Source organism: Bosea sp. PAMC 26642 (assembly GCF_001562255.1).
In the GTDB taxonomy this organism is placed as follows: Bacteria; Pseudomonadota; Alphaproteobacteria; order Rhizobiales; family Beijerinckiaceae; genus Allobosea.
This window is the reverse complement of record NZ_CP014301.1, coordinates 2,727,937-2,750,446: the sequence shown is the minus strand read 5'-3', so window position 1 is coordinate 2,750,446 and position 22,510 is coordinate 2,727,937. Positions and strand designations below refer to the sequence as shown.

Genomic DNA, 22,510 nt, shown 5'->3' with positions numbered 1-22,510 from the left:
GCGGCGGCCGTCAGGTCCTGGCCGTCAGGGCTCCGGCGCCCACGGGATCATCTGCAGGATGTTGCCGCCGAGCTGAGCGAAGGCGCGCTGGCGGCATGAGAAGACGATGATCTGCTGATTGCTCGCCTGCCGGTGCAGGGCGTCGAACATGCGCTCGATCCGGTCGTCGTCGGAAAAGACCAGCGCATCGTCGAGAATGACCGGGGCCGGCTGGCCGCCGCCGGCAAGGAGACGGGCGAAGGCCAGCCGCGTCAGAACGGCGAGCTGCTCGCGCATCCCGCCACTCAGGACGCCGACGGGCTCCTCCAGACCGTTGCGGCGGACGGTTTTCGGCAACAATGTCTCCTCGTCGAAGGTGACGGTCGCGTCCTCGAACAGCAGGCCGAGCAAAGGGCGCAATTCGCGCATCACCGGCGCGAAATAATGGTCGCGGGCGTCTGCCTGCGCCGCCTCCAGCACGGCGCGCAGCCGCGTCAGCAGCGCCACCTCCCGTTCGAAACGGGCCACGCGCTCGCCGGCCTCGGCCAGCTTCTCGGCGGCCTCCTGCCAAGCTTCCTCGACGGCCTCGTCGGCGCGGACGCGGATCTGGCCGTTGAGGCCGGCGAGGTCTTCGCGCAACGCGGCGGTCCTCGCCCTGCTGGCCTCGATGACGGATTTCATGCGCGCGAGCTTTGCCTGCGCGGAGGCGAGATCGGCGGCGCCGGCTTGCAGGGCTTCGACGCGCTGCTGCGCCGTCGCGAATTCCTGTTCGGCCATGGCGAGAGCGCTCGCGAGTTCTGCCTCGCGCGCGGCGCGGCCGGCTTCGGCACCCAGCGCGGCGCCGAGACTCGCCAGCTCCGATTGGGCTGCGACAAGAGCGGTTTGCGCCTCGACGAAACCGCTGTCGGCCGCCGCGCGCAGCGGCTGCGCCTCGCGCGCGGCATTGCGGGAGGCCGTCACGCGGGCTTCGGCTGCCGCGAGCGCGGCGCCCGCAGTGACGGGGTCGGCCTTGATCTCGATCGCACCGGCGCTTTCGGCGGAGAGCCGCGCGATCTCCTCGCGCTGTGCGAGCAGGCCGGTCGGCGCCAGCAGGGCGAGTCGCTGCTTTGCGAGTTCGAGGGTGGTCTTGCGCTCACCCGCCGTGGTCGCGCGCCGATGGGCTTCAGCGAGGTTTTCAACGCCGAGCGAGGCCAGCAGCGCGGCGCGTTTCGCCTCGGTAGCCGCCAGCTTGTCGTGCCCGCTCCCGCCTTGCTGCAGCCTGAGCGTGACGCTGCCGATGCCGGCGATTTCCAGCGCCGAGCCGGCGGTCAGAGGTTTTTCCTCGCCGTCGGCGAAAGTCGTGCCATCGAGGCTGACGGCGCCTGTCACGCCATCGCGATAGGCGACGCGGACCAGCGGCGCTCGCATCGCTGCGACGGCGCGCAGGCCGACGATGTCGGTTTCGAGGGCTGCGATCTCGCGCAGGGTGGCGGGCGGCAAGGCGAGCGCCTTCAACTCGGCTTCGATGGTTTCGATTTCCATCCGCGCGGCTTGCGCCTGCGCGTTCGTCGCCTGAAGCGCGGCGAGGCTGGCGCTCGCGGCGCGGGCACGCAATGCCTTGTCGAGCCGCGCCAGCAGGTCGCGCGCCTCGCGTTCCTCGCGTTCGGCGGCCTCGACCGCCTCGGCGGCAGCCTGACTGGCGCGGGCCGTCTCGCCCTGACGCTCAAGCGCCAGATCGCGCCTGCCAGTCGCGTCGCTTTCGAGGTCGCGCAGCGCCGCGAAGCGGGCGAGGCCTTGCCGATAGTTTTCGTGGATCAGGGCCGCCGCATCGCGGCGATTGCGTGCCAATGCGGCCTGCGCCTGCGCCGTCTTGAGGGCGTCGCCATGCGCGCTGGCGGTTTCCCAATCGGCCTGCGCCTGCTTCAGGGCCCCGTGCCGGGCGGCGTCCTCGTCGGGGTTTTCGAGTTCGGCCAGGGCAGTCTTGACGGCGCGGCGCTTGTCGAGCGCGTCGCGAAGATCGCGCATCTCGCTGGCCAGCTGCCGTTCGGTCTCAGTCAGCCGCTCGCGTTCGTCTAGGGCCTGCGCATAAGCGCCGCCCGTCTTAGGCCGGCCGCTGCCCGTCACCAGCCGCGACAGTTCTTCCTCGCATGCCGCCAGCGCCTGCGCCATGCGCCGGCCGCCGGTCAGCGACTCGACCTCGCCCTGGACCGAGGTCAGCACGGATTCGCGGGCGCGCTTCTCTCCGTCCTCGTCGCTCTTGGCGCGTCTCTCGATGCCGGTCACGCCCTGGCGCACCCAGAGCAGGCCGGCGGGACCGGCGGTTCCGCCCTGGACCAGCGAGGCGATGAAGCGCTCCGCCTCGTCGGCCTGCGCGATCAGGCGACCCGAGCCGATCTCCCGCACCATGGCGCGCTTGCCGCCATAGAACTGCTTGGTCAGGCGGAACGGCCCATCCGCGGTCGCGATGTCGGCCTCGACCAGCGGACTGCCGCCGCTATAGGGCCGCAGGGCCTGCACGGCGCCGGGTGTGCCGGAATGGGGCTGGAAGAACAGCGCGTGCAGGGCGTCGAAGCAGGTCGACTTGCCGAACTCGTTGACCGCGCAGAGCACGTTGACGCCGTCGCCGATGCCCTCGACGGCGACGCCGCGGCCGGCGAAGCGCCGGACATTGTGTAGGCGCAGCGCGGTCAGCTTCATGGCTGCATCGCGTCGCAATAGGAGAACAGCCGGATCAGCGCGTCGCTCGCGATCTGGCGTTCGCCGCTCGAACGGTTCTCGTCGCGGCTTTCGGCCAGCAGCAGGTCGGCGGCCTGCCGCAGCGCTCCGGCGCGGTCGATCGCGTCGAGATCGTCGCTCTCGCAGTCCGTCGCCAGCGCCTCGGCCTCTAGCAGCATATGGGCGAATTCCGGCGCGGCGGCGGCAACGGCGCCGTTGAGCGCCGCGCGTGCGGTAGGGCGCGCGCGTCCCGTAGCCACCACGCGCAGGAGGATCTGCCGGCGGGCGGCGCCCGATGGCAGCTGCTGCGCCAGCACTTGGGCCGCATCGTCATTGGAAAGAAGTTCCAGCGGCAGCGTGCGCCAGTCGAAGCTGCCGGTCTCGACGGGCTCGACCTCCGGCAGGGCGCCCGCGCCGGGGAGCGCGACCAGCAGCGCGCGGCCGGGTCCGTCATGCTTGAAGCGGTCTTGCTCGGGCGCGCCGCTGTACCAGCTGCGGGCGTCGATGCGGATCTGGCCGTGCCAGTCGCCGAGCGCCAGATAGTCGAGGCCGGCGCGCGCGGCGCGGTCGGGCGCGATGATCTCGAGCCCGCCGCCTTCCTCCGAAAAGCTCCGGATGGCGCCATGGGCGAGACCGATTCGCAGCGACCCCTCGGCTGTCGCTGCTGCGTCCATCCAGTCGGTCAGGTCGCGGCCGGGACGACGCGTCGTGCAGGGTGCAGGAAGCAGCACGACGCCGGGTGCCAGTTCGATCGGCTCCGGTTCCGTCGCCAGCAGGACATTGCCGGGGAGGGCGGCGCGTGCGGCCGACCACAGTTCGTCGGCGAGCAGCGAATCGTGATTGCCGGGCAGCATGATCCAGCGCAGCGGCGCATGACCCGCCATGGCCGCCAGCGCCTGGCGCAGCATGGCCGGGCTCGGGGTCTCGGTATCGAAGCAGTCTCCGGCCAGCAGTATCGTGCCCGCGCCGCCGGCGCGCGCCTGCGCGGCCAGCCGGTCGAGCACGGTATGGCGCGCATCGCGAAGCCGGCCGCGCAGATCCTCCGGCATGGTGCCGAAGCGCTTGCCGATATGCAGGTCAGAACTGTGGATGAAACGGAACATAGCGTCTTTGATGGGGGCGGGCCAGCCTGCTCGCCTCGGTTCCCCGAACTGATAGACGAAAATGGAGCCTCGTGCGCCTTGCGCGCGCGTTGTCGTGTCAGCTTATACCCATGGTTTTCGAGACCGGACGATGCAAACGGAGAGGTTCAAGAGCCGCTCAATATCAGCGCTTGTTCTGCAAGGCCCGCTTCAGGCCCCTGATCGCAGCCTCCGGCGTGGTCACGACGCGCAGGCCCGTCGCCCGCTCGATGGCGGGCCTGGCACGGGCGAGCGAGAACTGGCCGAGGATCAGCGTGTCGATGCCCGACAGGCGTGCTGCCACCTCCGCCACCAGCCGGTCATGCGTGGTACCATCCCCCGCCTTCAGTGCGGCGAGCGCGCCATCCACGACGACACCGGTGACATCGACGGGCTTGCCGGCCATCTCCTCGAGTTCCCGCGTCAGCGAGGGCAGGGACGGGGCGAAGGTCACGATCAGGCCGATCCGCCCGCCCAGCGCCAGCGCCTCCGCGAAGGCCGATTCATTGGGCCGCAACACGGGGATCGGCAGGTCGCGCTTGACCGCGTCGATGGCCGGGCCAAAGGCGGAACAGGTGAAGAGGATGGCTTTAGCCGGCCCAGCTGTGCCTTCCGTCGCCGCCGCATAACGCCCCAGCGTCAGGAAACGGTCGGTCATCGCCTCATCCAGGCTGCCGCGTGCGGCAAGATCGGTCGCGAGCGAGGTGTCGAGCAGGTCGAACGCCTCGGCTTGCGGCCAATGCGCGGCGAAGGCGGCCCGCGCCGGCAGCACGGATTCTTCCAGCGCATGAACGAGCGCGATGCGGGGTGCAGGCGTGGTAGGTTCAGTCATCCTGTCCAATGCCCTGTCATTCGCTGACGAGCGTGCGTGCCTTCAGCAGCGCAAGCAAGCCCTCGTCGCGGCGCGCCTCCAGATCGGCGATCGAGCGGCCGGCCGCTTCCTCGGCGACGCCGGCGACGATCTTCGCCTGGACCTCCGCATCGAGGGACGGGCTGCCGAGCGATTGCCAGCGCCGCACCTGGCTCGGCCCGAGATGGGCGAGATAGCCGGCGATGCCGCCCTCGCCGCCGCCGAGATGGTAGGTCATGTGCGGCCCCATCAAGGCCCAGCGCAGGCCCGGCCCGTTGCAGAGCGCCGCATCGATGTCGGCGACGCTCGCCACTCCCTGCTCGACCAGATGGACCGCCTCGCGATAGAGCGCCGAGGCCAGCCGGTTGGCGATGTGTCCGGGCATTTCGCGGTTGAGGACGACGGGGCGGCGGCCGAGCGAACGATAGAAGGCTGCCGCCCGCGCGACGACATCAGGGTCGGCGCCGACGATCTCGACCAGCGGGACGAGATGGGGCGGGTTGAAGGGATGGGCCACGACGATCCGCTCCGGCCGCACGCAATCGGTGACGATGGCGCTGCGGACGAGGGCCGAGGTGCTGCTGGCGATGATCGCGTCGGGTGACAGCAGATCGTCGATCTCGGCCAGCAGCTTGCGCTTCACGACCTCGTTCTCCGGCCCGTTCTCCTGGACGAAACCGGCGCCATCGAGCGCCGTAGCGAGGTCGCTGGAGAAGGAGACGTTGCCGGCCCCGGCCAGCCCGAGTTCGGTCAACTGGGTCCGGGCCCGCTCCACATAGGCGAGGAAACGCGCTTCGGCTGCCGGAGCGGGATCGTAGGCCGAGACGGTCACACCATGGGCGCTGGCGAGCGCCGCCCAGCTGGCGCCGATCATGCCGGCGCCGACGATGGCGAGATGCTGGGCGGTGTCGCTCATGGCTTGTTCCCGGCGCTGCGCCGCCTGGTCATTCCGGCTTCAGACCGGTGGCCTTGATCAGGTCGCTCCATTTCTTCATCTCGCTGTCGATCAGGGCCGCCGCCTCAGTCGGCGTGCCGGGCTTGGGCGTGACGCCCTGGAGCTTCATCGCCTCCAGCGCCTTGGGGCTCTTCAGAGCCTTGCCGATCTCGGCATTGAGCTTGTCGATGACGGGCTGGGGCGTGCCTGCGGGCGCCAGCACGCCGAACCAGGAGCCGATCTCGAAATCGGCGAGCCCCTGCGAAATAGCGGTCGGATAAGTCGGCATGAAGGGCGAGGGCTCGCGACCGGTGGTGGCGAGCGCCTTCAGCGTGCCGGCGTTGACGTGCTGCAAAACCGAGGGAATCGTGTCGAACATCACCTTCACCTGACCACCGATCATGTCGGTCATGGCCGGCCCCGAGCCGCGATAGGGCACATGGCCGAGCTTGGTGCCGGCCTTGGCGTTGAACATCTCGCCGGCCAGATGCTGCGGCGAGCCGTTGCCCGAAGAGGCATAGTTGAAATCGTCGGGCTTGGCCTTGGCCAGGGCGATCAGTTCGGGGATCGTTTTGGCCTGGACGGAGGGATGCACGACCAGCGCGAGGCCGACCGTGCCGGCAAGGGTGATCGGCGCGAAGTCCTTCCTTAGGTCGAAGCCGGGCTTGGCCTGCAGCCCCATATTGATCGAGTGGCTGGTGAGTGCGCCCATCAGCAGGAGGTAGCCATCGGCCGGGGCGCGGGCGACGGCGGCGGCTCCAACACTGCCGGCCGCGCCGGCCCGGTTCTCGACCACCACGCGCTGCGGAAGCGTCTGCGAGAGTTCCTCGGCGATCACCCGGCCGATGATGTCGGTCGCGCCGCCAGGCGCATAGGGCACGAGCAGCGTGATCGGCTTTGTCGGATAGGCCTGCGCCAAGGCAGGGCCGGCGAGGGCGAGCGACAAAGCGGCGAGCGCGCCCGTCAGGACAGAACGGTTGAGCATGGACGAAATCCTCCAGTGGGGTGACGGGCCGGTTGGTCCTGCCTCGACGATTCAGGGCCGTGCGGCGGTCGGTCAGCAGAAGTCGAATCGCAGCCCTCATCGGCCTGCAGCACAGTGGTCATGTTTAGATGGCGATACCAGCGCGAAGCTTGCGCGACATGGGCCGGCAGCTGCCACTCGCGTTTGCGTCGTTCCAGTTCGGCGTCGCCGACGAGCCACGCGATCTCGCGCGCCTTGGCGTCGAGCCGAAACGGTCAAAGCAGGGCGCGGAGTTCCTCCTTCTTGACTTTCCCGGTCGCCGTCATGGGCAGTGTCGGCACCAGCCGGATTTCGGGGACCTTGTAGGATGCCATGCGCGCACGGCACCAGGCGCCGAGCGCCGCTTCGTCCAGCTCCGACGCGTCGTCGGCCAGCGCGATGAATGCGACAGGCACCTGCCCGTACTCGGCATCCTCGCGGCCGATCACGCCCGATCCCGCGATGCCGGGATGCTGGCCGAGCAGTGCCTCGAGCTCGGCAGGAAACACGCTCATTCCCTTGACCTTGAGCATCTCCTTGCGCCGGCCAAGGAAGTGCAGATAGCCTTGCTCGTCGATGACGCCGATATCGCCGGTGTGCAGGAAGCCGCCACGGATCGCTTCGGCCGTCGCCTCGGGCCTGTTCCAGTAGCCCTTGAAGAGGGAGGGTGTGCGTACGCAGATTTCGCCCGTTTCGCCGAGGGCTACGAGCGAGCCGCTATCGAAATCGCAAATCTTGAAGTCCGTCCCCGGCACGGGCAGTCCGACGAAGACCGGCTGCGACAGCAGATCGAAATCCGCGTCCTGCATACCGATGGTGAACGTGTCCATGGTGTGCGTCTCGGTCATGCCCCAAGCCGCCTCGATCATGTCGGCGCCTGTGAGAGCGCGCCAGCGGGCTCGGAAATCCGGGTTCAGCTTCTTCACGAAAGACGAGACCCGGACCTTTCGGAGCGAGGTGAGATCGAAGGCGGCCGCCTGTGGATGCTCCAGGATCTCGACGGTGTTGTCGACGAGCAGATAGGCGAAGCTCGCCTTGTAACGCTCGACCGCCGTCATGAAGCCGACCGCGTCCCAGCGCGCCATCAGCACCACCGTGGCGCCCGCGACGATGGGGAACAGCAGCCCGGTATCCTCCCCGGCGATCCAGAAGATCGGCACGAAATTCACGACGACGTCGTCGGGGGAGAGGTCGAAGCTGGCAGCCAGACCAGTGCCGGCGGTGTAGAGCATGTCGCGCTGCGTGTGAACGCAGCCCTTGGGCATACCCGTGGTTCCGCCGGTGTAGTTCAGCGCGGCGACGGCATCGAGATCGGGCTGAACCACCGGAGCCGGTGTGTCCACATCGCCGAGAGCCGGCAGCAGGTCGATCGCATCGTCGCAGGCGATCCGCGGCTGCAACAGAGCCTGCGGCACGGGCATGGTCGGCTTGGCCGGCAGCATCTCGGCGAAGCTCGTGACGAAGACGGTCTCGACCGGGGTGTCCGCCCGGACCCGACGGAGCAGTGGCATCAGGCTGTCGAGGGCGACGATGATCCGCGCCCCGGTGTCGTTAAGTTCGAAGGCGAGCTCAGTCTCGCGAAACAGCGGGTTCACCGGCACATGGACCGCGCCGAGCTTGAGGATCGCGAAGAAGGCGAGCATGAATTGCGGGCTGTTGGGCAGGAACACGGCGATCCGGTCGCCGGGCCTTGCGCCATGGGAATGGAGCAGGGCCGCGAAGCGGTCGCTCAGATCGTCGAGTTCGCGATAGCTGATCTCGCGGCCGTAGAAGATGCAGGCCGGCTTGTCGGGCTGGCGCCTTGCCCATTCGCGCAGATGGTCGCTGATCGCGATCTCGCCGAGCGGGTAGCGCGGAGTTCGCGGCACCCCGGCGGGCCATGCCTTGTCGTGCAGCAGCCGCAGCCTGGCAAAATAGGTCGCTTCATCCATCGCCATGTCCCGCGTTCGCCCGAGGGTTACTATAACCAGTCAACCCAGAGTATCCGCGTTTGTCTGGCATCGCATCGGCAAAGCGATGCTCTGGCACCAGGACCGGACACGGAAGGCGTAGATGTGTTCCGGATGTTTGAGAAACGGGCCATGTCGGCCAGGAGGGCCGCATGTTCCGCCTGAGCTTGGACCCCTGTCTTGCCGAGGAGGAGGGCAACCGCCACTGATCGGCCCAGCCCAACAGATCGCCTTGCGATCGGAGAGGACTATGAGATGCGGGTTGGTCCATTTGTTCGAGGAGGGCGACCGCCTCCCTGCGGATCGTCTCGCGGTGGAGGGGTGCCATGCGATCGAGCGTGCGGTAGGGCATCGCAATTTTCTGCTTATGGTGGCGGACGCAGGTCGTTTCCTCGGCGACCTCCACCATCAGCGCGACGTCGTTATCTGCCATGCCTTCGAGCGAGGAGAGATCGCGACTAAGCTGATCGCCGAGAATGAGGACAAGGGTTTTCATCCTGCTGTCCGCCGGATGCGTTGCGCTTCGTTGCGGCATCGTTCCGAACAGGTCGACATCGTTTCCCAGACGCGCTTCCATTTCTTGCGCCAGGCGAACGGCCGTTGACAGACAACGCAAATCTTCGCCGGCAGGTCACCCTTACGCAGCATCTTCGGCATTATCAGCACAATCCGTTCTGATGCGTTCAGCTCCCAATTCGGAGCTTCCATGCCATCTCATGCGTTGTCGCCGGCAATCGCAGCGATGACGGCGTCGGTGACCTCCCGTGTTGTCGCCTTCCCGCCGAGATCGGGCGTGTGGAAGGCCTGGTTCGCGGTTACGCGCTCGATCGCGCGCATCAGCCGCGCGGACGCCGCCGGCTCGCCCAGATGGTCGAGCATCATCGTCGCGGTCCAGAAGGTGCCGATCGGGTTGGCGATGCCTTTGCCGGCGATATCGAAGGCCGAGCCGTGGATCGGCTCGAACATCGAAGGGAAGGCACGCTCCGGGTTGAGATTGGCCGTAGGCGCAATGCCGAGGGAGCCGGCCAGTGCGGCCGCCAGGTCCGACAGGATATCGGCGTGGAGATTGGTCGCGACGATGGTGTCCAGGCTTTGGGGCTTGATCACCATGCGCATGGTCATCGCATCGACCAGCATCTTGTCCCAGGTCACGTCGGGAAATTCGGTGGCGACTTCCGCGGCGATCTCGTCCCACATCACCATGGCATGGCGCTGCGCGTTCGACTTCGTGACGACGGTCAACAGCTTGCGGGGGCGCGAACGGGCGATGCCGAAGGCGTAGCGGATGATGCGGGCAACGCCCGAACGCGTCATCATCGATACGTCGGTCGCGACCTCCTCGGGAAAGCCCTTGTGGACACGCCCGCCGACGCCGGCATATTCGCCCTCCGAGTTCTCGCGCACGATCAGCCAGTCGAGCTCGGGCCCCGAGACCGAGCGAAGCGGCGAAACGATCCCGGGTAGGACGCGGGTCGGCCGGACATTGGCATACTGGTCGAAGGGCTGGCAGATCGCGAGCCTGAGGCCCCAGAGCGTGACGTGGTCGGGCACGTCAGGGGCGCCGACAGCACCGAAGAAGATCGCGTCGTGGTCCTTGATCTGCTCGCGCCCGTCGGCCGGCATCATCATCCCGGTGCGCTTGTAGTAGTCCGAGCCCCAGTCGAAATGGTCGAAGGCGACGCCGAAGCCACCGTCGCGCGTCGCCAGTGCCTCCAGCACTTCGATGCCGGCTGCGATGACCTCGATGCCGATGCCGTCTCCCGGGATGGCCGCGATCTTGTAAGTCTTCACAGATGCCTCCCGAATGCGCTTCGGCACTTCTTTGCGAGCGAACCAAACGATAGTCAATATTGCATTGCAGCTTCCATGGAAGTTGGTATGTTTGCTATCGAGGAGCCACGGATGGCGGTATTGAAGACAGCCGAGCCGATGATCGAGCGGGCGCCGAGCCTCGTCGAAGGCGCTTATCTCGCATTGAAGGCCGCGATCCGCGACAGCGTCTTTCCCCCGGGCCATCAGGCCTCGGCGGCCGAGCTCGCGCTCAAACTCGGCGTCAGCCGCACCCCGGTGCATGAGGCAGCGCTGCGTTTGCAGGAGGAGGGGCTGGTCCGCATCCTGCCCAAGCGCGGTATCCTGATCTGCGCGCTGGTGCCCGACGATCTGCGGGAAATCTACGAGGTCCTGATCGCGATCGAGGCCAGCGCGGCGGAGTTGGCGGCGCGCTTGCCGGAGGCGGAGCGGGCGTCGCTCGCCGATGCTCTGGCGGCGGCGACGGACGCGATGGCGAACACGCTCGCCGGAGGCGACCTCGGCAGCTGGGGTCATGCCGACGACGCCTTTCACCGGCTTCTTGTCGAGCGCTGCGGGAACAGCCGTTTCCTGCGGATCGTCCAGACCGTCACCGATCAGTCCCATCGCGCCAGGATGGTGACCCTGCGGCTGCGGCCTTCGCTCCCCGTCTCGACGAGCGAGCACGTCGCCATGATCGAGGCGATCCGCGCCGGCCGTTCGGAGGCGGCGCGCGACGCGGCGCGCCATCACCGTGTCAGGGCCAGAGACGAATTGCTGCCTTTGCTTGCGAGCGTCGGCCTGAGACATCTATGAGGCGCAACGACAGACGACCCTAGAGCAGATCGCGGATCACGCGACGCAAACCCGGAGGAAACCATGCTGAGACGATGCCTGATCCTGATCGCGGCACTTGCCGCGCCGCTGGCGCCCGCGCTGGCCCAAACCTATCCAAACCGGGCGATCACGATGATCGTGCCCTTCGCCGCCGGCGGCACGACCGACGTCATCGCCCGCATCGTGTCGGACCATATGGGCCGCACGCTGGGGCAGTCGATCATCGTCGAGAACGTCGCGGGTGCGGGCGGCACGACCGGCTCGCTGCGCGTCGCCCGCGCAGCAGCCGACGGCTACACGCTGATCATGGGCAATCTCGGAACGCATTCGGCCTCGGTGGGCCTCTATCCGAACCTCGCCTATGATCCCCGGACCGATTTCGCGCCGGTCATCAATACGGCGGGCACGCCGATGCTGATCTCGGCACACAAGGATTTTCCGGCCAATACGCTGCAGGAATTCGTGGCCCTGCTGAAGGCCAACCCCGGCAAGTACAATTACGGCCATGGCGGCATCGGTTCGACCTCGCATCTGACCTGCGTCTACTTCCATTACCTGATCAAGGCGCCGGTCCAGCAGGTGCCGTTCAGGGGCTCCGGGCCGGCGATGAACGCGCTGCTGGCCAAGCAGCTCGACTATGTCTGCGACCAGTCCGTTAGTATCGTGCCGCAGCTGACCCAGTTGAAGACCTATGTCGTGGCGACGCCCAAGCGGCTCGACGTGGCCAAGGACGTGCCAACCAGCACGGAAGGCGGCCTGCCCGAATTCCAGGCCGTCGGGTGGAACGCGATCTTCGCGCCCAAAGATACGCCCAAGGAGATCGTCGATCGGCTCAACACGGCCGGCCGGGCAGCTCTTGCCGATGCCGGCGTCCGCGCCAGACTGCTCGAACTCGGCTGCGACATCCCTGATGATGCCGGCCAATCCGCCGCGGCGCTGGGCTCACATGTGCGCGCCGAGGTCGATAAGTGGACACCGATTATCAAGGCCGCGGGCGTGACAGCGCAGTGATGACACCAGATTGATCTCGATGGCCGGGATAAGGGTGGCGTGCCAAGCGCCAGGTGCGTTCGTATCGCGCGTCTCTTGTCAGGCAGAGGCCGCGCGGTAGCTGGGCATCAAACACGCGTCGCCCCGCGGTTGAATGACTTCATCAACGATCGTCTCCAATTTTAGCGTTCGTTGGCACGATGTCGTTCGCATTCGGTCCTAGACCATCGGCACGACCGCCAGATTGCGCAGGTGCCATGTACAGAACACTGTCGTGCTTGACCGATGACCATGCCGCATGGGTGCTTCCCTTGTCGGCGCTGGTTTGCTGGGTGTCGTGCCATACAGCGTTCGGCCTGCTCAAACAGGCACGCGAAAGCACGGGCTGGGCCGCTTTCATCTGGTTGGCCGCCACCGCTGCCGCTGCGGGCGCAGGCATCTGGAGCACGCATTTCATCGCCATGCTCGGCTACGCTCCGCCGCTCAGCATCGGCTATGATGTGGGCCTGACGCTGGCATCACTGGGCGTCGCCATCGCGACCGCTTTCGGCGCCGCAATGGTAATCCGAACTGCTTCCAGTTCCACCGCCATTGTCGCCAGCGGCATCATCCTGACCTCAGGCATCGCCGCGATGCATTTCACCGGGATGGCGGGCGTTCGCATTCCCGGCCGCTTCGTCTGGGACGAGGCGCTCGTCGCGGCGGCGCTCGCATCCGGGACCGTTCTGACCTGCGCGGCACTGTTCGTGTTCACCCGCCGGCCGACCCGCTACCCTCGCGCGGTTGCCGCGACACTTTTGGCCGGCGCCATCGGGACCTTGCACTTCGTGTCGATGGCGGCAGCGCGAGCGGTACCGGACCCGTCGATCGCGGCTCCCGACGACGGGCTCGCACGCGGGGCGCTGGCAGTCGGCATAGCGGCAGTGATGTTGACGATCCTGGCGTTCTCCGCGCTCACCCTGTTCGCCGACCGCCTCAGGCGGGTCAACCGCGCCCTGGCATCGCATGGCGCGGCGCTGCGCGTCAGCGAGGAGCGTCTGGCCCGGGCGCTGGATGCGGGAAGCGACGGCCTGTGGGACTGGAATATCAGCACCGGCCAAACCTGGCTCTCCGACCGCTGGCTGACGATGCTGGGCTACGAGCCGGGAGAACTCGAGGGTCATGTCCGGACCTGGCAGCGCTTGGTCCATCCGCAAGACGAAGCGAAAGCCCTGGAGCTCCTGCAAGCCCATTTCGACGGCCACTCGCCGGTCTACGAGTTCGAGCATCGCTTGCGCCGAAAGGACGGCAGTTGGGGCTGGGTGCTGGCACGCGGAAAGGTCGTAGAACGCGACAATCTTGACCTGCCCCAGCGCATCGTCGGCACGCATATCGATATCGAAGGGCGCAAAATCGCTGAACAGCAGATCGCTCATATGGCGCGTCACGACGGGCTGACAGGTTTGACCAACCGGACCTCCTTCCACGAACTGCTGCGCTTGGCATTGCGCGAGGCTGCCGATGCCGGCGGCGCCTGCGCGGTGATGTGTCTGGACCTCGACGGCTTCAAGATGGTCAATGACACGGTCGGTCACATGGCCGGGGATGAACTGCTGAAGCTTGTCGCTGCCAGGATCGCCGAGCGCATACATCCAGCCGACACGGTGGCGCGACTGGGCGGCGACGAGTTCGCCGTTCTGGTCAAGAGCAACCCGACTAATGAAGGCCTCGGCAGCCTGGCCAAGGAGCTGATTTCGGCCGTAGGAGAACCCTTCGCCTATAGCGGACAGACCATCGAGGTCGGCCTCAGCATCGGCATCGCGCGCGCGCCGCAGGACGGTCTCGTCGAGCAGCTTCTTTTCAGCCGGGCTGATCTCGCACTTTACCAGGCGAAGGCCGAGGGCCGTAATTGCTATCGCATTTTCGACGCCGCGCTGGACGAGGCCATCACGAGGCGACGCGAACTCGAACGCGATCTCCGAATGGTCCTGGCAAACGAGGGGCTGGAACTTCACTATCAGCCGCAGGTGAGGGCCAGTACGCGCGAGCTCGTGGGCTTCGAAGCGCTCGTCCGTTGGCGGCACCCGGCGCGCGGCTCCATACCGCCCAGCGAGTTCATCCCGCTGGCCGAGGAGACCGGTCTGATATCGGCGCTCGGAGAATGGGTCTTGCGGACTGCCTGCAGCGAGGCGGCAGGCTGGGCACGGCCTCTCAAGGTCGCGGTCAATCTGTCTCCCCGCGAGTTCCAGCAGGGCGATCTCCCCGACCTCATCCTGGGAATCCTGACCGAGACCGGTCTGTCGCCGAACCGTCTGGAGATCGAAATCACGGAGACGGCGATCTTCGCCGATATGGGTCGCGCGCTTTCGATCCTGCGGCGGCTGAAGGCGCTCGGAATCAGCATCGCGATGGACGACTTCGGAACGGGCTACGCTTCGCTGGCGACCTTGCAGGCCTTCCCCTTCGACAAGATCAAGATCGACCGCTCTTTCATCGGACAGGTCGAAGTCAGTCCGCAGGCCGCGGTCATCGTTCGCGCCGTCCTGGGACTGGGACGCAGCCTCGGCATCTGCGTCGCCGCGGAAGGGGTCGAGACCATCGACCAGATGCGGTTCCTGGTCGACGAGGAATGCGAGGAGCTTCAAGGCTATTTGTTCGGGAAGCCACAGCCGATCGGGAGCTTCGCGGAAGCCATCGATGGCCGGGAAGCGTTCGAAGGCGCGATCGCACCGGCCCCCGTTCGCTCTGCTGCCGCGCAGATGGCCTTCGCATCGTGAGACGCCGGCAGGTCTGACCACCTTGGGAGAGTTCGGAGTCGCCGCTGTGGGTCGCTCAGGCAAACGCGAGCCGGTGCGAACAACGATGCAGCTCACCCGATACAAGAGTGGAGCCAGCGAAAACACCGCGCAATTGGTTGCGGCCATTGCCCCTCACGGATCCTCCGCCTCGAGGCCGGCCATTCGCGCTCGCAGTCGCGGCACAGCCCAGTCCAGGAAACATCTCACCTTCAGCGGCAGCAACTCGGCCTTCGGATAGACGAGGTTGACCGGCAGCGGCTCCGGCGCGAACTCCGGCAGCAGGACCTGCAATCGGCCGAACCGCAACTCGTCCGCCACCTGATAGGACAGCACGCGGATGATCCCCAGATCGGCCAGGGCTGCCTGGATGGCCGCGTCCGTCGTGTTCACGGCCAGCCTTTGGTGCGGCTCGACCGCGAAGGCCGCACTGTCTCCCCGGTAGCGCCATTCCGGCGATGTGGCGAAGCCCTGGAAGCTTATGCCGTCGTGCCGCGCCAGATCCTCCGGCACGCGCGGAACGCCGTGCCCGGCGAGGTAGGCGGGGCTGGCGCAGATGACCCGGCGCACCGTGCCCACTCGCGTGGCAATCAGTGCGCTGTCCGCCAAATGCCCGATGCGCAGGGCCACATCGACATGCTCGTCCACCAGACTGACCTGCTGGTCCGCTAGCATAAGACGCAAGGTGATCTCCGGCTGCGCCGCCAGGAAGCTCAGCGCGATCGGCATCAGGTGGAGCTGTCCGAAGGCGATCGGCGCGGTGACATGCAGCGCGCCGCGCGGCGCACTGTATTCGCCGGCGGCCTCTCGCTCGGCCTCCTCCAGCTGTCCGAGGATACGCCGTGAGGCGGCGACATAGGCGCGGCCCGTATCGGTCAGGGCAAGCCCCCGGCTGGTGCGTACCACCAGCCGGGTGCCCAAATGCCGTTCGAGTTCCGCCACCTTGCGGCTGACCGTGGCAAGCGGGACGCGCAGGTGCCGCGCGCCGGCTGAGAGGCTGCCCGCTTCGACAACGGCCAGCAGCACCGACATAGCCTCGAACCGGTCCATCGTGCCTTCCATAATGTGGGAGGGTAGCTCCCAAAACCGCAGGATACTGCTTCCGGGATGGAGGTTCTAGACCTGCGGCCAGGCGAGCGGGCCGGTCCTGAGGACGCGCCCCGGGTCGCGTCAGCGGTCAGAAGGAGCAAGTCATGACTAACCTGTCCCGCAGGGCCTTCGCGAGCGGCCTTCCTCTCGGCATCCTCGGCGGCGGTCTCCTGCCACTCCTCGCCCCGACCGGGAGCGCTGCGGCAGTCCCCGCGGCGGCCAGCGTGACGCCCCTGGCGCAAATCCGGATCGGCCGCTTCACCGTGACCGCGCTGACGGATGGCTATGCGGACATGCCCTACAGCTATTTTCCAGGACGCACGGCCGCCCAGGTCGAACAGGCCGCCGCGGCGCAGTTCGTTGCCCGGCCGAGCGGCGTCCGCTTCGTGTTCAACCAGTATCTGATCGAGGACGGTGAGCGCAGGGTGTTGCTCGATGCCGGGCCGGCCGGCTCGATCGGGCAGACGGGCGCGCTGCCGCAGGCGCTTGCCGCGCTCGGCCTGCGCCGCGATCAGATCGACGCGGTGATCGTGACCCACATGCATCAGGACCACATGGGCGGCCTGATCGCCGGCGGGCAGAACAACTTCCCCAATGCCGAACTTTACATCGACCGGCGCGACGTCACCCACTGGACCGACCCGGCGAAGCGCAACGGTGCCCCAGATTATCTGCAGACCAGCTTCCAGATGTCGACGGATGTCGTGCGCCTCTACCCGCGGCTGCAGGCGATCGACGGCGAGCGGGAGATCGCGCGCGGCATCTCCATCATCGATCTGACCGGCCATACGCCCGGCCATATCGGCGTGCGGATCGAGGACGCCGGCCAGAGCCTCATCATGGTGTCCGACATGCTTTTCCCCGTGGTGCACCCGTTCGCCACGGATGTAGGCTTCCTGTTCGAGCAGGACCGCGCGGCGGCACAGGCTATGCGAGACCGCTTTTTTCCGCGCGCCGCGGCGGAAGGCGCGCTGATCGCAGCGACGCATATGCCCTTCCCCGGGCTCGGCCGGGTCGTCTCCGACCGGGGGCAACTGCGCTGGCAGGTAGCGGACTGGGCCTTGCAGAGTTGAGCGGCTGGCTGTGCCGGAGGGCGGCCGCGCGCCACGGTCCGCCCTCCGGCCGCTGCCTGAAAGCTGACATCCGCGCTGCGCGGCCTCGCCTGGTTTCGGCGATCGCTTCTGCTCAGGCAGATTGGCCTGTCACCGGATGTCTACGCGCCGGTCGTCGAGTGAGACGCGTTGACGGGTTTGGATTCGGGAGAGCCCTTCTGGCGTAGGAAAATCGAAAGGACGACGATCACCCCCGTCGACAAAAACTCCGACTGCCAGTTTTGGAAGGACTCAAACCAAAACCTGCTGTCGAGAAGATAGGCGCCTGCCCCCTGAAGCGGCTGGCCATGCAGCAGGGCTTCCGCATTCGCCGCGCGCAGGCTGCCCCAGAAATGGAGCCCGAGGGAAATCACGAATAGCAGCAATAGAACGATGCCCAGCGAGCGCTCATAGAGCGCACGTATCCAACCACCCTGGCGCGCCGCCCAGGGACTGTCAGGCCCCAGCGGGACTTCATCGTCCCCACCCTCGGGGTCCTTCGATTCCGCTGATCCGCGCTGCACCAGCACTGCCGTCAGGATGACGTAGGACGCCATCTGCAGAAACTCGCTTTCCCAGTTCTCGAACAGGGTCGACACGAAGGACCCACTGGTGAGGTACTCCGCGAAGAGTGCCGGCGTCATGTCGTGGCTGAGACGCTCTTGATTGTGGGCGTGCCAACCTGTCCAGGCCATCCCGACAACGCTGATGACGAACAGCACCGTCAACGCGATCGTCAGGCCGTTGTCGCGGAGAGTGATTCCCCTGGAGTGTTGCGGGCGCATTGGCTCTCCTTCCGCGTCGGGCCGCAGGCATCGGCCCTTGTCAATTCGGAACCGAGAGCTGTGTTCCTTCGGCTGCAACCAGGTCATCACCGTCTTAGTCGCCGCGTTGAGTCTGGTGGCCAGACAATACCCGCAGCAGACGACCAAACCGGATCTCCATGTCGGAGTTCGGAAGTGTCGATTGCTGCTCCATTGGTGCTCCTTCGCGCATTCCCCCGACATGCTAGTCTACGAGCCGCGCGCCATTCTGCTCGACGAGCCCCTCTCGAACCTCGATGCGAAACTGCGCGACGAAGCCCGCTATTTCATCCGCAAGCTGATCCTCGATCTCGAGCTCTGCGCGGTCATCGTCACGCATGACCAGAGCGAGGCGCTGGCGATGTCCGACCGGGTGATCCTTCTGAAGGACGGCGCCATTCTCCAGGAGGGCACGCCCATCGAGATCTACGAAAATCCGCGCGACCGCTATGTGGCGGAGTTCCTCGGTTCGAACAACCTGCTTCATGGCAAGGCTCGCACGGAGGCGGGCGGCGCGACCTCCATTCACGGCGCGGACTGGCAGCTGACCGGACGGGCGCAGGACGGCATGGCATCCGAGGCTGCGGTCGCGGTCGTGCGAGTCGACAAGGTGCGTATCGTCGACGGCCCCGGCCAGAATCGCGTTCCCGTCGAAATCGAAGCCCGCATCTATCTCGGGCAGCACTGGGAATATCGGATGACGCTGGGTGACGCGCCTCTGCGCGCCTTCGGGCCGTTATCTAAAGGTGCCGGGCCTGCCTGGTGCGAGTTCCCGTCCGAGAGCGTATGGATATTCGCCGACCGCCCGTCGTCATAAAGCGCACGCTACCGGGCGAAACGCGCCAATTGCGGACGTTGAGACGATGCCAGGAAGCGGACCTTGTCCGCGGGCCGAAAAGCCACGATCCGGTTTCCGTATTGCAGCGTAAGCCGACTGAACAACCACCGGATCATCCTGTCGCCTTCCATCCGACTGCGATATCCTCCCGCTATGAAGCTTAGCCAGAGCATACGGTTCTGCACATCTGCCGACGGCACTCGCATCGCAGTTGCATCGTGCGGGGAGGGACCGGTGATCCTGCGCGCGGCGCATTGGCTGAGCCACGTCGACTACGACCTCGAAAGCCCGGTCTGGCGCCCCTGGCTTCAGGCGCTTTCAGCTCGAAGCCGTTTCGTGAGATACGATCCGCGCGGCAGCGGCCTGTCCGAGCGATATGTCGCCGATCTTTCGATCGAGGCGTGGAACGCGGACCTGGATGCCGTGGCGGAGTCGATCGACGAACCGCGCTTCGTGCTTCTCGGTCTCTCGCAGGGCGGCGCGCTCGCGGTCGCCTATGCACTCCGTCATCCCGAACGCGTATCGCATCTGGTTCTGCTCAACGCGTATGGCCAAGGCGGAAGGGTTCGCGCGCAGACGGAAGCCGAACGACTGGAGGCTGAGACGCTGGTGAATTTCATCCGTATCGGGTGGGGGCGCGACAATCCGGCATTCTGCCAGTTCTTCACCAATCTCTTCATCCCCGACGGAACACCCGAACAGCATCGCTGGTGGGGTGATCTCGAGCGCGTCACCGCGAGCGCGGACGTCGCCGCTCAACTGCTTAGCAATATGCAGGGAATCGATGTGGCCGAACTTTCCAGGACAATCAGCGTCCCGACCTTGGTACTCCACAGCCGCGGCGACATGCGCGTGCCGTTCAGCGAGGGTTGCAAGCTCGCGGCCGCGATCCCTGGCGCGCGCTTCGTGCCGCTCGAGAGCAAGAACCATGTGCTGCTGCCGGATGAGCCGGCCTGGGCGGTGTTTCATGCTCAACTTGCCGCCTTCCTCGGCTGGGATCAGCCTGCACAGCCGCGTGCTATCGTTCAAGCCGGCCTGACGGCTGCCGAGACGGCTATCCTGAAGCTCATCGCAGAGGGGCTCGACAACCGGGCGATCGCGCAGAGGCTCGGCAAGAGTGCCAAAACGGTGCGCAACCAGTTGTCGGTGATCTTCAGCAAGCTCGGCGTGCATAGCCGGTCCCAGGCGATCGTCCTGGCACTCGGCGGCGAGCAACCCTCGACCGGTTGACGCCGAGCGCGGGACATCTGTCCTTCCGATTAGCCGCATTTTTCCGCCCGCGCGGGACCGCGGCCACATGCGCGGCGACCAGATGGCCCTCATCCTCCAAGCCTGCCGGACCCGGCTCAGGGCAAGGAGGATCCGCCATGACCCAACTCGACGAAGCCACCCTCAACGAACTCGTCGGCCGCGTGCTCGGCGATATCGGCGGAGCGGTCAGCGTGCCTCTGGTTCGAATCGGTGACGCGCTCGGTCTCTACAGGACGCTGAAGGAGATCGGCCCGGCGACCGCCGACGAGCTTGCCGAGGCAGCCGGATGCGCCGCCCGCTATGTGCGCGAGTGGCTGTCGGCGCAGGCGGCATCCGGCTATGTGCGCCACGAAGGCGGGTCGTTCTCGCTGACGCCGGAGCAGTCCTTCATCTTCGCGGAGCCCGATAGCCCGGTCCACCTGATCGGTGCGTTCGACACGGCGGCGGCGATGGTCGAGAACCAGCCGAAGGTGCAGGCGGCGTTCAAGACCGGACGCGGCGTCGCCTGGGGCGAGCAGGCGGGCTGCATGTTCTGCGCGGTGGCGCGGCTGTTCCGTCCGGGTTATGTCAACGCCCTCGTGCAGGATTGGCTGCCCGCGCTCAACGGCGTCGTCGACAGGCTGAAGGTAGGCGCGACAGTCGCCGATGTCGGCTGCGGCCACGGGCTCTCGACCATCCTGATGGCGCAGGCGTTCCCGAAATCACACTTCACCGGATACGACTTCCACCCCGCGTCGATCGCGGCCGCCACCGCTCATGCGCTATCGCACGGGCTGACGAATCTGACATTCGAGGTCGGCAGAGCGCAGGACTTCGGCGGCCGCGACTTCGATCTGATCACCTGCTTCGACTGCCTTCACGACATGGGCGATCCGCAAGGCGCCGCGTCGCATATCCGCAAGGCGCTGAAAGCCGGCGGCACATGGATGGTGGTCGAGCCAATGGCTGGCGATGCGCTCGACGACAACATCAATCCGGTCGGACGCATCTACTACTCCGCGTCGACGATGATCTGCGTGCCGACATCACTGGCGCAAGAGACCGGCCTCGCGCTGGGTGCTCAAGCCGGCGAGCAGCGGATCGCCGAGGTGATCCGCTCCGGCGGGTTCGGGCAGGTGCGCCGCGCCGCAGAGACGCCGCTCAACATGGTACTCGAAGCGACCTAGGCCGGTGCGGATGGACGCCGCTCCCCCAGCTTTCTCATCGCTCGCACCATTCCCGGAGCGATCCGATGATGTTTGTGGTTGTGTCAGGGCGGGCCACGCTCGCCATGCCGATGTTTGTCGTCGCCTTCCCGAACTCACTCAGGAGAGTCCGTCATGCTGAGGCGCATAAGATCATGATCGAACAAGGCAGCGCCTGGGCAATACTGGGGCTCAACGACAGGGGCGAGAAGCCGGGAACATCGGCTTTAGGACGTTGGCTGCACGCAGAGAAGGACAGCACGGACGAAGGCAAGATCAGATTCACCAGCGACAGCAAGGAACACCTGTACTGGGAGTGGAAGTCCGAATCGCTGCCACGATGCTGATCGGGTCGAAAATGCTGCGTGCATCACACAAGGCCGGCGAAGAGGAGTATTGCCAGATCCTGATCACCATGGCCGGTATTCGGCTGAATGCGGAGGGCAAGTTCAGGGGCGGCGGCAGCGAGGGCGCCGGTAGCGGAAAGAGCGTCCTGACATACAATGTCAGCCCATACTTCGAGACGGGCGCTACGAATGGACGGTCGTTGCCTACTGAAGCTCAGCGCCCTGGCTGTCAAGAACGCCGCGCAGGATGTGGTAGCGCACGCCGGGCAAATCCTTGCTGGTGCCCTGATGGCATGGCGTAAACGCCGTGTCGCTCCGGCCAACATCTGCACTATGACGACCTGAAGCCCTATTCGAACCACATTGGCACGATGGAAGCGACAAGCAGAAGTCCAAGCACGATGTTTAAAGCACGCCAATGTGCGTCGGACCGCAATAGCTTCCCGAGCACGAGGCCGGCTGCACACCAGAGCATCAGCGAGAGGCTCGACAATACAACGAACACCACGCCAAGCGCCAACGCGAGTTGGGAGGGGGTCTCCGCAAGTGCCGCGTAGGATGCCGCCGCGCTCAGCGTCATCGCCCAGGCCTTGGGATTGATCGCCAGAAGTCCGATGCCGCCGAGAAAGCCGACCGGTTGGGCGACGTTTCGTTCAAGGTCGGGCCGCCCACCTCGTGCCGTTCGCCATGCGAGCCAACCAAGATAGCCCGAGCCGACCGCTTTCATCGCGGTCTGCATGATCGGCTCGCGAAGCAACAAGGTCACTAGGCCAAGTGCGGCAAGGGCCGCCATCGTGCCGAGCCCGACCGAGATGCCTGCCAGCAATGGGATTGATCGAAGGAAGCCGAAATTTGCCCCTGACGCGGTCGCCAGCGCGGTTGCCCCGCCTGGGCTAATCGTCGCAACGAAGACGACGAGCGGCGCGAGGGTGATGAGCATGGGAGCGCTTCCGATGGGGATTCCCGCCACTTACCAGATGCATCATTG

The 22,510-nt window shown here is 66.4% G+C and carries 20 protein-coding genes; 8 read left to right on the top strand and 12 right to left on the bottom strand.

All coding sequences use genetic code 11. The features are described 5' to 3' along the window. Positions 1–24: 24 nt before the first annotated feature. From AXW83_RS13335 to AXW83_RS13300, 9 genes are all read right to left on the bottom strand, one after another. Positions 25–2,655, bottom strand: a complete 2,631-nt coding sequence (locus AXW83_RS13335; protein ID WP_066614226.1) for an AAA family ATPase — start codon at positions 2,653–2,655, stop codon at positions 25–27. Then, entirely contained in the window at positions 2,652–3,776 is a 1,125-nt protein-coding gene (locus AXW83_RS13330; RefSeq protein ID WP_066614223.1) for a metallophosphoesterase family protein, read from the bottom strand. The genes AXW83_RS13335 and AXW83_RS13330 overlap by 4 nt, the downstream gene beginning before the upstream one ends. A gap of 163 nt (positions 3,777–3,939) precedes the next feature. Beyond that, on the bottom strand, positions 3,940–4,626 hold the full coding sequence (locus AXW83_RS13325) for an aspartate/glutamate racemase family protein (protein WP_066614221.1): 687 nt from the start codon (positions 4,624–4,626) through the stop codon (positions 3,940–3,942). A 16-nt stretch (positions 4,627–4,642) separates the two neighbouring features. Then, a complete protein-coding gene (locus AXW83_RS13320) occupies positions 4,643–5,560 on the bottom strand; it encodes a 3-hydroxyacyl-CoA dehydrogenase NAD-binding domain-containing protein (RefSeq protein WP_066614219.1) in 918 nt (305 codons plus the stop codon). A gap of 28 nt (positions 5,561–5,588) precedes the next feature. Next, positions 5,589–6,563 carry a tripartite tricarboxylate transporter substrate binding protein gene (locus tag AXW83_RS13315; RefSeq protein WP_066614218.1) on the bottom strand — a complete coding sequence of 325 codons (975 nt, stop codon included), beginning with the start codon at positions 6,561–6,563 and terminating at the stop codon, positions 5,589–5,591. Positions 6,564–6,817: 254 nt separating this feature from the next. Beyond that, a complete protein-coding gene (locus AXW83_RS13310; RefSeq protein WP_156640032.1) occupies positions 6,818–8,512 on the bottom strand; it encodes an AMP-binding protein in 1,695 nt (564 codons plus the stop codon). Continuing rightward, a complete protein-coding gene (locus tag AXW83_RS26560) occupies positions 8,505–8,963 on the bottom strand; it encodes a hypothetical protein (RefSeq protein ID WP_236841951.1) in 459 nt (152 codons plus the stop codon). The genes AXW83_RS13310 and AXW83_RS26560 overlap by 8 nt, the downstream gene beginning before the upstream one ends. A gap of 59 nt (positions 8,964–9,022) precedes the next feature. After that, positions 9,023–9,178, bottom strand: a complete 156-nt coding sequence (locus AXW83_RS26555; protein ID WP_082767498.1) for a DUF2256 domain-containing protein — start codon at positions 9,176–9,178, stop codon at positions 9,023–9,025. Between the two features lie 66 nt (positions 9,179–9,244). Next, positions 9,245–10,321 carry a tartrate dehydrogenase gene (locus AXW83_RS13300; protein WP_066614213.1) on the bottom strand — a complete coding sequence of 359 codons (1,077 nt, stop codon included), beginning with the start codon at positions 10,319–10,321 and terminating at the stop codon, positions 9,245–9,247. Positions 10,322–10,432: 111 nt separating this feature from the next. Between AXW83_RS13300 and AXW83_RS13295 the strand changes: the two genes are divergently transcribed. The 3 genes from AXW83_RS13295 (at position 10,433) to AXW83_RS13285 (ending at position 14,901) form a co-directional block, all read left to right on the top strand. Continuing rightward, complete coding sequence (locus AXW83_RS13295; RefSeq protein ID WP_066614212.1) at positions 10,433–11,134, top strand: GntR family transcriptional regulator; 702 nt, start codon at positions 10,433–10,435, stop codon at positions 11,132–11,134. A 63-nt stretch (positions 11,135–11,197) separates the two neighbouring features. Continuing rightward, the gene (locus AXW83_RS13290; protein ID WP_066614211.1) at positions 11,198–12,166 is read left to right on the top strand and encodes a tripartite tricarboxylate transporter substrate-binding protein; all 969 of its coding nucleotides are present in this window, start codon (positions 11,198–11,200) and stop codon (positions 12,164–12,166) included. A gap of 311 nt (positions 12,167–12,477) precedes the next feature. Next, the gene (locus AXW83_RS13285; RefSeq protein ID WP_335339349.1) at positions 12,478–14,901 is read left to right on the top strand and encodes a bifunctional diguanylate cyclase/phosphodiesterase; all 2,424 of its coding nucleotides are present in this window, start codon (positions 12,478–12,480) and stop codon (positions 14,899–14,901) included. 153 nt (positions 14,902–15,054) lie between these two features. Here AXW83_RS13285 and AXW83_RS13280 read toward each other — a convergent pair whose 3' ends face one another. Beyond that, a complete protein-coding gene (locus tag AXW83_RS13280; protein WP_066614208.1) occupies positions 15,055–15,969 on the bottom strand; it encodes a LysR family transcriptional regulator in 915 nt (304 codons plus the stop codon). A gap of 143 nt (positions 15,970–16,112) precedes the next feature. On the opposite strand from AXW83_RS13280, the gene AXW83_RS13275 reads away from it, so the two are divergent. Then, positions 16,113–17,081 (top strand): MBL fold metallo-hydrolase, encoded by a 969-nt coding sequence (locus AXW83_RS13275; protein ID WP_066614207.1) that lies wholly within the window; start codon positions 16,113–16,115, stop codon positions 17,079–17,081. 140 nt (positions 17,082–17,221) lie between these two features. On the opposite strand, the gene AXW83_RS13270 is transcribed toward AXW83_RS13275, so the two are convergent. Beyond that, entirely contained in the window at positions 17,222–17,884 is a 663-nt protein-coding gene (locus tag AXW83_RS13270; RefSeq protein ID WP_066614206.1) for a DUF6766 family protein, read from the bottom strand. Positions 17,885–18,065: 181 nt separating this feature from the next. On the opposite strand from AXW83_RS13270, the gene AXW83_RS13265 reads away from it, so the two are divergent. The 4 genes from AXW83_RS13265 (at position 18,066) to AXW83_RS13250 (ending at position 21,522) form a co-directional block, all read left to right on the top strand. Then, positions 18,066–18,719: an ABC transporter ATP-binding protein gene (locus tag AXW83_RS13265; protein WP_066614200.1), complete on the top strand. Its 654-nt coding sequence runs from the start codon at positions 18,066–18,068 to the stop codon at positions 18,717–18,719. A gap of 174 nt (positions 18,720–18,893) precedes the next feature. Beyond that, the gene (locus tag AXW83_RS13260) at positions 18,894–19,970 is read left to right on the top strand and encodes an alpha/beta fold hydrolase (RefSeq protein ID WP_066614199.1); all 1,077 of its coding nucleotides are present in this window, start codon (positions 18,894–18,896) and stop codon (positions 19,968–19,970) included. A gap of 137 nt (positions 19,971–20,107) precedes the next feature. After that, positions 20,108–21,157 carry a class I SAM-dependent methyltransferase gene (locus AXW83_RS13255; RefSeq protein WP_066614198.1) on the top strand — a complete coding sequence of 350 codons (1,050 nt, stop codon included), beginning with the start codon at positions 20,108–20,110 and terminating at the stop codon, positions 21,155–21,157. A gap of 65 nt (positions 21,158–21,222) precedes the next feature. Next, complete coding sequence (locus AXW83_RS13250; protein WP_066614195.1) at positions 21,223–21,522, top strand: hypothetical protein; 300 nt, start codon at positions 21,223–21,225, stop codon at positions 21,520–21,522. A gap of 349 nt (positions 21,523–21,871) precedes the next feature. On the opposite strand, the gene AXW83_RS13245 is transcribed toward AXW83_RS13250, so the two are convergent. Continuing rightward, positions 21,872–22,462: a LysE family translocator gene (locus AXW83_RS13245; protein ID WP_066614189.1), complete on the bottom strand. Its 591-nt coding sequence runs from the start codon at positions 22,460–22,462 to the stop codon at positions 21,872–21,874. Positions 22,463–22,510: the final 48 nt, after the last annotated feature.

Excerpts from the sequence above, each read along its gene's own strand:
- AXW83_RS13335 (WP_066614226.1), bottom strand. The coding sequence starts at position 2,655 with ATGAAGCTGACCGCGCTGCGCCTACACAATGTCCGGCGCTTCGCCGGC.
- AXW83_RS13330 (WP_066614223.1), bottom strand. The coding sequence starts at position 3,776 with ATGTTCCGTTTCATCCACAGTTCTGACCTGCATATCGGCAAGCGCTTC.
- AXW83_RS13325 (WP_066614221.1), bottom strand. The coding sequence starts at position 4,626 with ATGACTGAACCTACCACGCCTGCACCCCGCATCGCGCTCGTTCATGCG.
- AXW83_RS13320 (WP_066614219.1), bottom strand. The coding sequence starts at position 5,560 with ATGAGCGACACCGCCCAGCATCTCGCCATCGTCGGCGCCGGCATGATC.
- AXW83_RS13315 (WP_066614218.1), bottom strand. The coding sequence starts at position 6,563 with ATGCTCAACCGTTCTGTCCTGACGGGCGCGCTCGCCGCTTTGTCGCTC.
- AXW83_RS13310 (WP_156640032.1), bottom strand. The coding sequence starts at position 8,512 with ATGGATGAAGCGACCTATTTTGCCAGGCTGCGGCTGCTGCACGACAAG.
- AXW83_RS26560 (WP_236841951.1), bottom strand. The coding sequence starts at position 8,963 with ATGGCAGATAACGACGTCGCGCTGATGGTGGAGGTCGCCGAGGAAACG.
- AXW83_RS26555 (WP_082767498.1), bottom strand. The coding sequence starts at position 9,178 with ATGCTGCGTAAGGGTGACCTGCCGGCGAAGATTTGCGTTGTCTGTCAA.
- AXW83_RS13295 (WP_066614212.1), top strand. The coding sequence starts at position 10,433 with ATGGCGGTATTGAAGACAGCCGAGCCGATGATCGAGCGGGCGCCGAGC.
- AXW83_RS13290 (WP_066614211.1), top strand. The coding sequence starts at position 11,198 with ATGCTGAGACGATGCCTGATCCTGATCGCGGCACTTGCCGCGCCGCTG.
- AXW83_RS13280 (WP_066614208.1), bottom strand. The coding sequence starts at position 15,969 with ATGGACCGGTTCGAGGCTATGTCGGTGCTGCTGGCCGTTGTCGAAGCG.
- AXW83_RS13275 (WP_066614207.1), top strand. The coding sequence starts at position 16,113 with ATGACTAACCTGTCCCGCAGGGCCTTCGCGAGCGGCCTTCCTCTCGGC.
- AXW83_RS13270 (WP_066614206.1), bottom strand. The coding sequence starts at position 17,884 with ATGCGCCCGCAACACTCCAGGGGAATCACTCTCCGCGACAACGGCCTG.
- AXW83_RS13260 (WP_066614199.1), top strand. The coding sequence starts at position 18,894 with ATGAAGCTTAGCCAGAGCATACGGTTCTGCACATCTGCCGACGGCACT.
- AXW83_RS13255 (WP_066614198.1), top strand. The coding sequence starts at position 20,108 with ATGACCCAACTCGACGAAGCCACCCTCAACGAACTCGTCGGCCGCGTG.
- AXW83_RS13250 (WP_066614195.1), top strand. The coding sequence starts at position 21,223 with ATGATGTTTGTGGTTGTGTCAGGGCGGGCCACGCTCGCCATGCCGATG.
- AXW83_RS13245 (WP_066614189.1), bottom strand. The coding sequence starts at position 22,462 with ATGCTCATCACCCTCGCGCCGCTCGTCGTCTTCGTTGCGACGATTAGC.